The sequence below is a fragment of the Kiritimatiellia bacterium genome, assembly GCA_026417735.1.
In the GTDB taxonomy this organism is placed as follows: domain Bacteria; phylum Verrucomicrobiota; class Kiritimatiellia; order PWTM01; family PWTM01; genus CAACVY01.
This window is the reverse complement of the sequence record JAOACR010000004.1, coordinates 119,554-132,510: the sequence shown is the minus strand read 5'-3', so window position 1 is coordinate 132,510 and position 12,957 is coordinate 119,554. Positions and strand designations below refer to the sequence as shown.

Annotated in this window: 9 protein-coding genes and 1 tRNA gene; 3 read left to right on the top strand and 7 right to left on the bottom strand. The window is 67.8% G+C overall.

Going from position 1 to position 12,957, the window contains the following annotated elements; all coding sequences use genetic code 11:
• Positions 1–194 precede the first annotated feature (194 nt).
• The 6 genes from N2652_01845 to N2652_01820 all read right to left on the bottom strand — a co-directional run bounded on the left by N2652_01845 (position 195) and on the right by N2652_01820 (position 7,503).
• Complete coding sequence (locus N2652_01845) at positions 195–1,010, bottom strand: PTS sugar transporter subunit IIA (GenBank protein MCX7817945.1); 816 nt, start codon at positions 1,008–1,010, stop codon at positions 195–197.
• A gap of 2 nt (positions 1,011–1,012) precedes the next feature.
• The gene (gene mgtA / locus N2652_01840; GenBank protein ID MCX7817944.1) at positions 1,013–3,577 is read right to left on the bottom strand and encodes a magnesium-translocating P-type ATPase; all 2,565 of its coding nucleotides are present in this window, start codon (positions 3,575–3,577) and stop codon (positions 1,013–1,015) included.
• A 475-nt stretch (positions 3,578–4,052) separates the two neighbouring features.
• Entirely contained in the window at positions 4,053–5,030 is a 978-nt protein-coding gene (locus N2652_01835; protein ID MCX7817943.1) for an electron transfer flavoprotein subunit alpha/FixB family protein, read from the bottom strand.
• Positions 5,031–5,033: 3 nt separating this feature from the next.
• On the bottom strand, positions 5,034–5,831 hold the full coding sequence (locus N2652_01830; protein ID MCX7817942.1) for an electron transfer flavoprotein beta subunit/FixA family protein: 798 nt from the start codon (positions 5,829–5,831) through the stop codon (positions 5,034–5,036).
• A gap of 21 nt (positions 5,832–5,852) precedes the next feature.
• Positions 5,853–6,152 carry a 4Fe-4S dicluster domain-containing protein gene (locus N2652_01825; protein MCX7817941.1) on the bottom strand — a complete coding sequence of 100 codons (300 nt, stop codon included), beginning with the start codon at positions 6,150–6,152 and terminating at the stop codon, positions 5,853–5,855.
• Between the two features lie 22 nt (positions 6,153–6,174).
• Positions 6,175–7,503: an FAD-dependent oxidoreductase gene (locus tag N2652_01820; protein MCX7817940.1), complete on the bottom strand. Its 1,329-nt coding sequence runs from the start codon at positions 7,501–7,503 to the stop codon at positions 6,175–6,177.
• Positions 7,504–7,929: 426 nt separating this feature from the next.
• Between N2652_01820 and rimO the strand changes: the two genes are divergently transcribed.
• Together rimO and ppdK are read left to right on the top strand one after the other, a co-directional pair.
• Positions 7,930–9,324 (top strand): 30S ribosomal protein S12 methylthiotransferase RimO, encoded by a 1,395-nt coding sequence (gene rimO, locus N2652_01815; protein ID MCX7817939.1) that lies wholly within the window; start codon positions 7,930–7,932, stop codon positions 9,322–9,324.
• Positions 9,325–9,477: 153 nt separating this feature from the next.
• On the top strand, positions 9,478–12,267 hold the full coding sequence (ppdK, locus tag N2652_01810) for a pyruvate, phosphate dikinase (protein ID MCX7817938.1): 2,790 nt from the start codon (positions 9,478–9,480) through the stop codon (positions 12,265–12,267).
• Positions 12,268–12,381: 114 nt separating this feature from the next.
• On the opposite strand, the gene N2652_01805 is transcribed toward ppdK, so the two are convergent.
• Positions 12,382–12,612, bottom strand: a complete 231-nt coding sequence (locus N2652_01805) for a hypothetical protein (protein MCX7817937.1) — start codon at positions 12,610–12,612, stop codon at positions 12,382–12,384.
• A gap of 254 nt (positions 12,613–12,866) precedes the next feature.
• Between N2652_01805 and N2652_01800 the strand changes: the two genes are divergently transcribed.
• Positions 12,867–12,942, top strand: a tRNA-Lys gene (locus N2652_01800).
• Positions 12,943–12,957: the final 15 nt, after the last annotated feature.

Below are 12,957 nucleotides of genomic sequence, written 5' to 3'. Positions count from 1 at the left end.
CAGCTGACCGCCTTGAGCAGAGGCCGATCCAGCGGCGGGTCATGGACAATGTCGCGGACCCTCTGCACGACCGAAGACCGGCCGCCTTGGGGGTGGCTGGGGTCGTGGGCTGGCGCCGTCCGCTCGCTCCGCGGTGGATTCCGTCACAACGCCGCCCCGTAGACGACGGCGTCACGCGCACGACCCATTGGTGGTCAGCCGGTGCGGGCGCTTGTCGCGATGGGGCGCTCGTTTTTCTTCACCGCAATGCAGTCAATCACCACACGTTCCCCCGCATAGGGGGTGGTGCCGCGGCTGACAATGCGCCACTCGCCAACATCGACCGAGCCCTGCCGCGAGAGGGTCTCTCCCACCGGAGGTGAACTTTCGATCAGGTCGACCAACTCGCGGTGCTGTGCAAGTACAATGGGCCGCGTCGCCGGTGCGAGGATGACCAGAAGTGGCTGGATGTTGAGGCTTGCCAGCACCGCATCGGGAGGAGCGGCGGCCGCGGCGGCTTGTTTGGTCTCGAGGCGGATCATCCGCGCGCGCGCCGTCACCGCGGCCGAGTCCAGCGCGGAGCTGACCAGGTCGAGCATGCGGATGCGCACGTCCGCCAGCGTGGTCGCAGTACTCAGTTCCGTCGCCCTGCCCGTTTCCAGAGCCCGCGCCAGCAGGGAGATCTCCTTTAAGTAGGCGTTGCGATGGTTGGCGGGGATGTAATAGAGCAGAACCAGCCGGACCGGCGTGCCGTCGGGGTTGCCATACGCGATGCCCTTCGGGCTCCAACCCACCGCACACAGCATTTCACCCTCGTCGGCGGTGCGGGCATGCGGGCAGGCGATGCCGTGCCCCAAATACGTGTTCGACTGGGCCTCCCGGGCCATGATGCCTTCCACCACTTGCGCGTTCGGGCGCACACCGGGCACGGCCTCGATCAGACTGGCCAGCAGGGTCAGTGCGTCCTTCTTGTCCGCCACGGGCAATTCGATCAGACGGCCCTCCTCCAGTGCCTTCAGCAGCGCGTTCACGTTCAGTCAACTCCATATCGGCGGTGGAACCACACTTTGACGATGTGGGTCAGCACGGAATAGCTCAACAGGAACCCGGCCAGCCAGAACCAATAGGTTCGCGGCAGCGGGATGAACCCGAGATAATCCGCCAGGGGAGAGAACGGCAGCCAGACCCCGACGCCCATGATCAACAGGGTAGTCAGCGCCAGCGGTAGGCTGGGCCGGCTCTGTAAGAACGGGATGCGCCGCGTTCGGATGATGTGCACGATCAGCGTCTGCGTCAGCAGCGACTCTACAAACCAACCCGTGTGAAAGAGCTTCACGTAGTACTCTTTGGTGGCCTCGCCGATGTGAGGATCCAGGTAGGCCCAGCAGCCGAACACCCACAACATGAGGGCATAGGTGGCGTAATCGAAAATCGAACTGATCGGCCCGATGAAGATCATGAACCGTTTGATGTTGCGGATGTTCCACTGCCGCGGCTTCGCGAGCAGTTCGCTGTCCACGCTGTCGGTCGGGATCGCCACCTGCGAAATGTCGTAGAGGAGGTTGTTGACGAGGATCTGAATCGGCGCCATCGGCAGGAAGGGGAGGAACCAGGCGGCGCCGACGACGCTGAACATGTTGCCAAAGTTGGAGCTGGCGCCCATCCGAATGTACTTGATGATGTTGCAGAACACCCGCCGGCCTTCGACGATGCCGTTCTCGAGCACCGTGAGGCTCTTCTCCAGCAGCACAATGTCAGCCGCCTCCTTCGCCACGTCCACGCCGGAGTCCACCGAGATGCCGACGTCGGCCGCCTTCAACGCCGGGGCGTCGTTGATGCCGTCGCCGAGGAACCCAACCACATGGCCCTTCCGCCGCAGCGCGTGGATGAGGGTCTCTTTTTGGGCGGGCGTCAGTTTGGCGAACACGTCGGCCGTTTCCGCCAGCTCGGCGATCTGATCCTCCGAAAGGCCGTCCAGATCCGAACCGGAGACGATCTTCTCGACCTTCAGGCCAACATCTCCGGCGATCTTGCGCGCGACGGCCGCGTTGTCGCCCGTCAGCACTTTCACGCGGACACCGGAGTTGTACAGGGCTTTGATCGCCTCGCCCGCCGAGTCCTTCGGGGGATCGTAGAACGCGATGTAGCCCAGCAGCACCAGGTCGTTTTCGTCCGCCAGCGAAAATTTCTGCTTGTCTGGCGGGAACTCGCGGTACGCGATCGCCAGCACACGGAAGCCTTCGGCATTCAGCCGCGCGACTTCCTCCAGCAGGTCTTCCCGCAGCATGTCCAGGATGGGATAGACTTCGCCGTCCAGTTGGTAGTGCGAGCAGACCTTCAGGATTTCCTCGACGGCACCCTTGCAGATGAGGACGGGCACGCCCTCGTATTCGACGGTCACCGACATGCGGCGGCGCTGGAAATCAAACGGGATCTCGTCGAGCTTGCGGCAGGTCCGTTCCACGTCGAGCTCCGCATGCGCCAGCACGGCCCGGTCGAGCAGATTTCGAAGTCCGGTCTGGTAGTAACTGTTGAGGTAGGCGTAACGCAGCACGTCCTCGCTCGGCCGGCCGGTCACATCCACGTGTCGCTCGAGGACGACCCGGTCCTGCGTCAGCGTGCCGGTTTTGTCGGTGCACAGAATGTCGATCGCGCCGAAGTTCTGGATGGAACTCAGCCGTTTGACGATGACCTTTTTCTTCGAAAGGCTGACCGCTCCTTTGGAGAGGTTCACGGTGACGATCATCGGCAGCATCTCGGGGGTCAGCCCGACCGCGACGGCGAGTCCGAAGAGCAGCGCCTCGATCCAGCTCCCTTTGGTGAGGCCGATCAGCAGAAATACGATCACCACCATCACCGTCATGAAGCGGACCATCAGCCAGGTGAAGTCGCGGATGCCCTGGTCGAAGCTGGTCTCAACGGCACTTTCGGAGAGGCGCCGGGCGGTGGCTCCAAACAGCGTGTGATCACCCGTATTGACCACCAGCCCCAGGCCCGTGCCGCTGACGACGTTCGTCCCCTGAAAACACGCCGCCTCGTTGTCGAGGATACTGCCGCGGGTAACGGGGTTGTCCTCCACACGCTTTTCCACCGGCAGCGATTCGCCGGTGAGCGTGGACTGGCTGACGTACAGGTCTTTCGCACGCACCACCCGCACGTCCGCCGGAATCAGCGTGCCGGCCTGTAAGACGACGAGGTCGCCGGGCACCACTTCGGCGAGGGCGATCTCCTGTTCCCGCCCCTCGCGGATCACCACTGCGCGGGAGTGGATCATCCCTTTCAGCTTTTCCACCGCGCGCGCGGAGCGGCTTTCCTGGAAATAGGACAGGCCGACGCTCAACACCACCATTCCGCTCACCACAATCGCGGCCTTCACGTCCCCCATGGCCAGCGAGACCGCGGCAATGATCAGCAGTTGAATGACGAGGGGATTGCGACATCGATGCAGGATGTCGGCGAGCGGCCCTCGCTTCGTGATCGTGATCTCGTTTCGCCCGTACTTGGCGAGGCGGGCCTCGGCCTCGGCGGCATCCAGCCCCTGTTCCGACACCTCCAGTCGCGCCATCGCCTCCGCCGGGGAAAGCGCGCAAAATTCCATCAGCCGGCGCTCATCGGGGGAGGCGCCGTACAGGGCCACGTCGCGGCGCAAAAGGGCGCGCGACAGTTTTTCAACCGCGGACTTCATCCCCCGCTCCATCGCCAACGCCCCGGGGAGACGGAGACCGGAAACGTGTAAACGCTCAACATAGCACGGGAACAGTTCAGCGCAACTCCGACCGCTCACGGGCGCACGCCGTGCGGCGCGCTCGTCGTAGCGAGCAGGAAGCGCCCGCTCAATCGGCGATACCTTCGCCGGTGAGACGGATTTCATCGAAACCGCGGGAGCGCGGGTCCCGTTCGCCGCAGGCCCTCCCCGCGGTCGTGGCTGCGGATGGGCCGGCAAAAGAGCTCAACCCATAAGATCGCGTCCGGCATCGGAGACGTCGGTCGCGGTGGACGACCCCGCCGCCGGCCAACCGCCCCTCAACGGCACAGATAATGCCGGCCGGTCTGCCGGGTCCGGATCAGAAATGTCAGCTCAGCAGTTTGAGGAGTTTTGGAATCACGACCTTCAGGTCGCCCACAATGCGGTAGTGAGCAGAGCGAAAGATCGGCGCGTTCGGATCGGTGTTGATCGCGATCACGGTCCGCGAGTCGAGCATGCCGACGCGGTGCTGGATTGCGCCGCTGATGCCGCAGGCGATGTAGAGGTCCGGCCGCACGGTCGCACCGGTCTGACCGATCTGCCGATCCGCAGAGAGCCAGCCGGCATCCACCACCGCGCGGGTCGCACCGACCTCGCCGCCGAGCGCGGCGGCCAGCCGCTGGACGAGCTCCACTCCTTCCGGACTGCCGACGCCGGCGCCCGCGGCGACGATCACTTTCGCGTCGCGCAGGTTCACGGTTCGAGCGGTGACGTCGCGCCGAACCACGCGGGTTGCCGGTTTGGCGCCGGCGTGCGCGAGCGCATCGTCGAGCGAACCCTTCTCGTGCGTGGCGGCGCGCGCGGCGCCGGCGTCGGGCGGCGGCGCGGCGCCGTCCCGCAGGGTCGCCACGAGCGGCCGAGCGCCTTCGGCCGCCCAGGTGGTGCGGACCTTCCGATCGAATCCAATCCGCCAGGCGACAGGCCGGCCGTTTTCCAGCGCCACCCCGTCCGCATCCACGACGCAGGCGGCGCCGATGGCGGCCGCGATCGCGGGACCGAGATCGTTGCCCAGCGTGGAGGCGGGCAACAACGCCGCGCTTGCGGGTGCGGCGGCGAAGCGGGCGCACGCCACCGCCAGCCACGGTTCAGTGGTGTAGGCGCTCAGCCGTGCATCCTCGACCACGGTCACACGGTCCGCTCCACCGGCGGCGAGCCTGCCGGCGTGCGCACCGACGTTCGCCCCGATCAGCAGCGCCTCAACTTCGCCGTCCGGACCGGCCAGGGTGCGGCCGGCCGTCAGGCACTGGAGCGACACCTCGTTGAACGAACCGTCAACCACTTCTGCGAACACAAGCACGCGGCGCATCGGTCAGGCTCCTTTCCGGACGGCGTCGAGCATCGCGCGCAGCTCAGCCTCGTTCTCTGGATCCACCGTGCGCGTTTCAATCGTGCGCGGCGGGACCGGCTCGCGGCGCAGCCGCCGGGTGGTGCGCGCAGCCGCCGGGTCTCCGCTTCCGAGCTCGGCGGCGGTCCAGCACGGGATCTCCGCCTTTTTCAGCTTGAGCTTCAGCATTGCCTTCGCGGGCCGCGGCGCCCGCGGGTCGTCCTCCAGCAGCGCGACGCCGACGGCCAGCACCGCCGGCAGCGGCGCCTCGACCGATTCGTACCCCATTTCCACCGCGCGGCGCGCGACGACGCGGTCGGCGGTGATCTGCTCGATCGCATCCACCCATGACACCGCGGGCCACCCGAGCGCGTGTGCGAGATGGCGGGCGAGGATTGAGCCAGCGGTGTCGGGCACCGACGTGCCGACCAGCAGCAGGTTTACGGTGCCGAGTTTGCGTACTGCGGCGGCGAGCACGCCCGCCAGCGCCGCATCGTCCAGCTCGTCCGGGTCCGCCGCCACCCGAACTGCGGCGTCCGCGCCGCGGTAGAGCGCCTCCCGCGCCACGTCCACCTGCCGCACCTCACCGGGGCTGAGCACCGTGACGGTGGCGCCCTGCGCATCCTTCAACCGCAGCGCGGCCTCGAGCGCGTTCAGGTCTTCTGGTTCGTAGCGCGTCTGCAGCGCGCCGGGCCGAATGCCGCCGGACTCATCCAATATGGCTCCGGTCAGGTCGCGCGTGTCCCACACTTCGCGTGCCAGCACGACGACGTTCAATCCCATGCGCTGTTTCCTCCCGCTCGCTCAGCCGTACCGGTACTTCACGCCCTTGCCGCCGTCGGGCATCGTCCACTCCACGCCCTCCTCCGGCGCGGCCTGGCGGCAGGTGCCGCACTCCAGACAGTTTTCGTGAGAGGTTTGCACCGCGTCCGGGTCGTTCGGTGCGGGCTTGTAGACCTCGGCGGGGCACACCTTCAGCAGTTTGCGGCTGCGCGCACGCCGGTATTGTTCGGCGTTCACCCGCACGTGCGGGTGCGCGGGATCGGGCTCATACCGGGTGCGGTACAGCTTGTCGGGCAGCGGGGTCGGTTCGTTCGCGTTCATCTCAGCTCTCCGGTATGCGGCCTCACAACAGCCGGCGCGCGCGCCACAGATCGCGAACGGCGCGGAGCTTTGGCAACCCGCGCCAGAACGCGCGCCACGCCTCGCGTTGGATCTCGGACTTGCTCCGGCAACTTACCGCGAAATAGTCCACGAGCAACCGCGCCGCCTTGCGAGGGTACAGATCCAGCAGGTCCGGCGAGGCGGCGAGCACCTCGCCGACGTGGCGGTAGCGGCGCAGGTCCGCCATCACCCAGCTCTCGTCCAGGCGGCGCCGGTAACCTTCTAGCCGCGCCGCCGACACATCGCCCGCCGCGAGCGCCTCCAGCGCGGTCTCCGCGGCGATCGCGCCGGACTCCATCGCGAGGTTCGTGCCCTCCTTGTACAGGGAGAAGTTCACCAGGCCCGCCGCGTCGCCCGCGATCATCACGCCGGGACCGTGGAGGTCGCCGATCGCGTCGTAGCCACCCTCGGGGATCATGTGCGCGGAGTACTCCAATAGCTCCGCGCCGCGGATCAGCGGACGCACCGCCGGATGCGCTTTCAGCCCCTCGATCACCTCGTTCGGGGTCAAGCCCGAGCGGGCGAGCGATTCGATGCGCGCGGCAAAGCCCAGATGCAGCGATTCGCGCGCGGTGTAAAGGAAGCCCGCCCCGATGAGACCGCGGAAGGGCGACCCGAAAAAATCCAGCGCGATGCCCTCGTGCGGCTCGAGCTGAAACCGATCCTCCAGCGTGCCGCGCGGCAGGCCGAGGATCTCCTTGACCCCCACCGCGTACTCCTGCCGCACACGCCCGGGCCGCAGGCCCAGCGCGAGCCGCGCGCCCTCGCTGACCAGGCAGTTTGCGCCGTCCGCGAGAATCACGATCGGCGCCCGGAAGTCCTCCTCGCCCCGCAGCCGCACGCCCACCACGCGCTTCGACGTGTTCTGGCCCTCGTACAGAAGCGCGTCCACCACCATTCCCTCGATCAGATTCGCTCCCGCGGCCTCGACCTGCTTCGAGTACCAGCGGTCGAACTGCGCACGATGCACCACGTGCGTGTGGTTGAACGGCGGCGACGACCAGGCGGAGGCGCCGAACTCCAGAGCGATCTGCTCCCCGTCGGCTAGGAACATCAATCGGCGCCGTGAGACCGGCCGCTCCAGCGGCGCGTCACGAACGTACTCCGGCATCAGCCGCGCAAGCACACTGCCGTAGAGCAGACCGCCGACGTTCTTCGATCCGCAGTACTCCCCCCGCTCCACCACCATCACCTGGCGGCCCGCGCGCGCCAGTACCAACGCCGCGGTCAGGCCCGCCGGCCCGCCGCCGACGACGATCACATCCATCCGAATCGCGTCGTCCGCGCCCATGGAACTCCCGCGCCGCGTCGTGGCGGCATGCAAGCGCGCATTCATCGCGTTCCCCGGCACTCAAGTCAAGCGCGAAGCCCCGCTGCGCGACCGTCGGGTAAGAGGAATGCCCGCTCGGCGCCCCAAACCGTCCGGACGTGGTGCCCGCGGCCCACGCCGGCCTCTGGTTGGATCAAACCCTCCCCCGGCGCAGCGGTGGCCCGACCGCCCTGTCCAGCGGCGTTCGTACTTCCCGGCGCCGGCGAGCCGGCGGGCCCTGCGACGGTGGGAAGAGGCGGCGAACGCAGGCGGAGAAGAATCCCACCGCCAGCGCGCGGTGGGAAAGCACCGCACCTCCTGGCGCACCCTTTGCACGGCGGGTATCGGTTGTGGCCGGGCCGCCCGGCGCGGTTCCCGGGCCGAACGCGCTCGATCTATACTGCGGACATGGCCGCCGGAACTCCACGTCCACCGCGCGCGGCGCGACCCCCGGTCGTGTCGATGGTCAGTCTGGGCTGCCCGAAGAACACGGTCGACACTGAGCGGATTCTCGCTCAACTCGCGCAGGCGGGCTTCTGGATTGCGGAGCGGCCGGAGGATTCGGACCTCTGCCTGGTGAACACCTGCGGGTTCATCGCGCCGGCACGGGAGGAAACGGCGACGGTGCTGCGTGAGCTGGCGGCGCTGCGGCGTCGCGGTCGGCCGCGTCGGCTGGTCGCGATCGGCTGTCTGGTCGAGCGCGCCGCGTCGGCGCCGGCGTTCGCGCGGTTTCTGGAGGCGGCGGACGCGGTCGCCGGATTCGATGTCTATCCGCGGCTGGTCTCGTTCTGCCGGCAGCTGCTGGGGCTGGCGGACGGCGTCGGGCCGGCCACGGGGTTGTCCGAGTCCGGCCTCGCGCCGCCGCGGCTGCTCACGGGCCGGCCGCACACGACGTGGCTGAAGATCGCCGAGGGCTGTTCGCACCGCTGTTCGTTCTGCGCGATCCCAACGATTCGCGGGCCACAAGTCAGCCGGCCGCTGGAATCGGTGATTGCGGAGGCGCGGGAGCTGGTGGCCTGCGGTGTGCGCGAGATCTGTCTGATCGCGCAGGACACGACCGCGTACGGCCTGGAGCGGCCAGGTTTGCCGCGGCTGGCAGACCTGATCCGGGGGCTTGCCGCGGTGGAGGGCGATGTGTGGCTGCGCCTGATGTACGCGCACCCAGCACATCTGAACGAGGCGGTGATGGAGGCGATGGCGGAGGATCCGCGCTGGTGCCGGTACTTCGATCTGCCGCTGCAGCACATCGCCGACCAGCAGCTTCGCGCGATGCGTCGGCCTGGCCGAGCGGCGACCGAGGCGCTGCTGCAGCGTATTCGGGACCGCTGGCCGGACGTCGCGATTCGCACCGCGTTCATTGTTGGTCATCCGGGCGAGACCGAGGCGCAGTTCGAGGAGCTGTGCGACTTCGTGCGGGAGGCGCGCTTCGCGCACGTGGGCGTGTTCACCTATTCCGAGGAGCCCGGCACCGCGTCCGCGGCGCTGCAGCCGAAAGTGCCCGCCGCGGTCGCCGCGGCGCGACGGGAACGGCTGATGGCGATCCAGCGGGAAGTGTCGTGCAGTTGCCTGCGCGCATGGGTGGGCCGCGAGCTCGAAGTGCTGGTGGACGCGCCCACGCCGGCGGGCCGCCGGAAGGGGGCGGTTGGCCGGCATCGCGGCCAGGCGCCCGACGTGGACGGAGTGGTGTACCTGCGCGGGGCGGCGGCAGCGGGGCTGCGGCCCGGCCAGGTGCTGCGCGCGCGCGTCTCTGCCGCGTTCGAGTATGACCTGGCCGCGGAACCGGTCGGGCCGCAGGCAACCTGAGGCGGGGGCGCCGCCGTTGACCGGCGCGGGCCGGTCCGGTATTCTGAACCGGCTTTTTTCGCGCACCCCGCCGGACCGGACCGTGTCCGGACAGCGGCCGGGAGCGTTGGAGTCGTCCGGATCACACATCACAGAGAGCTGAGGAGCGCACCGATGGCGAAGGCGGCAGTGAAAAAGTACGTGTATTCGTTCGGCAACAACACCGCGGAAGGGCGGGCGGACATGAAGAACCTGCTCGGCGGCAAGGGAGCGAACCTCGCCGAGATGTGTCACTTGAAGCTGCCCGTTCCGCCGGGGTTCACGATCACCACCGAGTGCTGCACCGACTACTTTGCGCGGGGCGGCAAGTTTCCGCCGGGCCTCGACGCCCAGGTCCGTGCGGCGATTGCGAAGGTGGAGAAGATCATGGGCTGCGGCTACGGCGACCCGTCCAACCCGCTGCTGGTCTCCTGCCGTTCCGGCGCGCGGCGCTCGATGCCGGGCATGATGGAGACGGTGCTGAACATCGGGCTGTGCTCGCGCACGATCCCCGGGCTGATCGCGAAGACGAACAACGAGCGCTTTGTGTACGACGCGTACCGCCGGCTGATCATGATGTACGCGGACGTCGTGATGGAGAAGGCGGAGGGAATTGAGCCGGCTGAGGGCCAGGGCATCCGCCGGCAGCTCGACGGCATGCTCGAGGAGGTCAAGAAAGCGAAGGGATACAAGTCCGACACCGATCTGACCGCGGAGGATCTGAAGGGGTTGTGCGACGCGTTCAAGCAGCGCATCCGCGAGGTGCTCGGTCGCGAGTTTCCGGACGACCCATGGGAGCAGCTCTGGGGTGGCATCGGCGCGGTGTTCAAGAGCTGGAACGGCAAGCGCGCGGTCTCGTACCGCCGCATCGAGGGCATCCCGGACGACTGGGGCACCGCGGTGAATGTCCAGGCGATGGTGTTCGGCAACATGGGCGAGCACTCCGCCACCGGCGTCGCGTTCACCCGCAACCCGGCGACCGGCGAGAACAAGTTCTACGGCGAGTGGCTCGTGAACGCGCAGGGGGAGGACGTGGTGGCCGGCATCCGCACGCCGAATCCGCTGAATCGCGCGACGAAGAACGAGCAGAACCAGCATCTGCCCTCGCTGGAGGAGGCGATGCCGGAGCTGTATCGCCAGCTCGAACGCATTCGCACAACGCTCGAGCGCCACTACCGTGACATGCAGGACATCGAGTTCACGATCCAGGAGGGGCGGCTGTTCATGCTGCAGTGCCGCAGCGGCAAGCGCACCGGCACCGCGGCGCTGAATATGGCGATGGACATGCTCGAGGAGAAGCTCATTGACGCGAAAACCGCGGTGATGCGCGTCGAGCCGGCGCACCTCGATCAGCTGCTGCACCCGTTTGTGGATCCGGCGGCGGAGAAAAACGCGAAGGCGATCGCGAAAGGGTTGCCCGCCGGGCCGGGCGGCGCGGTGGGGCAGATCGTGTTCACCGCAGAGGACGCGGTGCGCTGGTCTGCGGAGGGCCGCAAGGTGATCCTCGTGCGGGAGGAGACCAATCCGGAGGACATCGAGGGGATGCGCGCCGCGCAGGGCATTCTCACCGCGCGTGGCGGCATGACGTCGCACGCGGCGCTGGTCGCGCGCGGTTGGGGCAAGTGCTGCGTCGTCGGGGCCGGCGAAATCCATGTGGACGTGCCCAACCGGCGGATGGTGGTCGGCGGGCGCGAGTACCCCGAGGGCACCACCATCACGCTGAACGGCACGCGGGGGCTCGTGTATGAGGGCGCGCTGCCGATGGTGGACGCGACCGAGAACCCCCGCTTCCAGGCGTTCATGAAGCTGGTGGACAAGTTCCGGAAGCTCGGCGTGCGCACCAACGCGGACACGCCCGAAGATGCGCGCACCGCGCGCGCGTTCGGCGCGGAAGGCATCGGACTGTTCCGCACCGAACACATGTTTTACGGCGCCGGTTCCGATGAGCCGCTCTTCCTGCTGCGGAAGATGATCCTCAGCACCACGCCCGAAGAGCGGCGCGCCGCGGTGCAGGAGCTCTTCCCGCACGTGAAGCGCGACATCAAGGCAACCCTCGAGGCGATGGACGGCCTGCCGGTGACGATCCGGCTGCTCGATCCGCCGCTGCACGAGTTCGTGCCGCAGAGCCCCGAAAAGCAGGCGGAACTGGCGCGGGCGCTCGGCATCACGCCGGAGGAGGTGAAGGCCCGCGGCGACGCGCTGCACGAGAACAACCCCATGATGGGCCACCGGGGCGTGCGCCTGGGCATCACCTACCCCGAGATCACCGAGATGCAAGTGCGGGCGATCTTCGAGGCGGCGGCGGAGCTGCAGAAGGCCGGTCGCAAGGCGATGCCGGAGATCATGATCCCCGTCACCTGCGACGTGAAAGAACTCACCCATCAGAAGGCGATCATCGCGCGCGTGTACGCGGAGGTGTGCGCCGCCACGGGTGTGAAGAAAATTCCGCACCTGGTCGGCACGATGATCGAAATCCCGCGGGCGGCGCTGCTCGCCGACCGCATGGCGACGGAGGCCGAGTTCTTCAGTTTCGGCACGAACGACCTCACCCAGATGGGGTTCGGTTTCAGCCGCGACGACATCGGCGGATTCCTGCAGCACTATCTGGATCAGAAGATTCTGAAGGCGGATCCCTTCCAGACGATTGATCAGGAGGGCATCGGCCAGTTGATCGAGATGGCCGTGCAGAAGGGCCGTGCGACGCGGCCAAACCTAAAGGTTGGCATCTGCGGTGAGCAGGGCGGGGATCCCGCTTCAGTTGCGTTCTGTCACCGCGTCGGGCTGAACTACGTCAGCTGCTCGCCGTTCCGGGTGCCGATCGCGCGCCTCGCTGCCGCGCAGGCCGCGCTGCAATCCGCAGAGCCGAAGGGTCGCAAGGCACCCGCACGGTCGGCGGCCGCTCGTAAGGCGTCGAGCCGGCGCTGAGCTAGAGCTCCACAAACCGGAGAATCCGACGGCCCCGGGCCTGTGAGGGTCCGGGGCCGCGCACCGCCGGAGACGCCGGAGCCGGATCGGAGTGTCGCGCTGGAGCTCTGGGTGCTACAGATCGCTCCGCAGCGCCCAGAGGTCGTCGCCGCCGAACTCCAGGCAGCAGGAGCTGCAGGCGCTGTAGCAGGCCAGGCAAAAGCGGCAACCCCCGATCTCGACCGCGCCGGAGCCACCGCAACGTTCACAGACCAGATCGGCGGCGTCGGGCGACGGCGAAACCCGTGAGGTGGTGCGCGGGCCGGCCGCCCACTTCTCTTCCCAACTGGTGTCGGCGCGGTTCATCCGACTTCAATCTACCGGACGATGGGACAAATGCGAGGGGCGACCCCGCGCCCGCCGCGCCGCCAGGACCCACACGCTCTGGAGATTGTGCCAACCCCGCGGCGGATCGAACGGCCGCGTTCGGAACGGACAATGACGACGCCCGAGACCCTGGGCGCACACCCCCGGCCCGCACCCCCCAGGGGCCCACGCACGCGCAAAAAATCGCCCGGATTTGCGCCCGATCCCGGCCGGCGATACGATTTCCGCCGCACGGGCCGGTAGCTCAGTAGGTAGAGCACGACACTTTTAATGTTGGGGTCGCGGGTTCGATTCCCGCCCGGCTCACCATGCTCGCGTGATGTC

Excerpts from the sequence above, each read along its gene's own strand:
- mgtA (MCX7817944.1), bottom strand. The coding sequence starts at position 3,577 with ATGGAATTTTGCGCGCTTTCCCCGGCGGAGGCGATGGCGCGACTGGAG.
- N2652_01835 (MCX7817943.1), bottom strand. The coding sequence starts at position 5,030 with ATGCGCCGCGTGCTTGTGTTCGCAGAAGTGGTTGACGGTTCGTTCAAC.
- N2652_01830 (MCX7817942.1), bottom strand. The coding sequence starts at position 5,831 with ATGGGATTGAACGTCGTCGTGCTGGCACGCGAAGTGTGGGACACGCGC.
- N2652_01825 (MCX7817941.1), bottom strand. The coding sequence starts at position 6,152 with ATGAACGCGAACGAACCGACCCCGCTGCCCGACAAGCTGTACCGCACC.
- N2652_01820 (MCX7817940.1), bottom strand. The coding sequence starts at position 7,503 with ATGGGCGCGGACGACGCGATTCGGATGGATGTGATCGTCGTCGGCGGC.
- rimO (MCX7817939.1), top strand. The coding sequence starts at position 7,930 with ATGGCCGCCGGAACTCCACGTCCACCGCGCGCGGCGCGACCCCCGGTC.
- ppdK (MCX7817938.1), top strand. The coding sequence starts at position 9,478 with ATGGCGAAGGCGGCAGTGAAAAAGTACGTGTATTCGTTCGGCAACAAC.
- N2652_01805 (MCX7817937.1), bottom strand. The coding sequence starts at position 12,612 with ATGAACCGCGCCGACACCAGTTGGGAAGAGAAGTGGGCGGCCGGCCCG.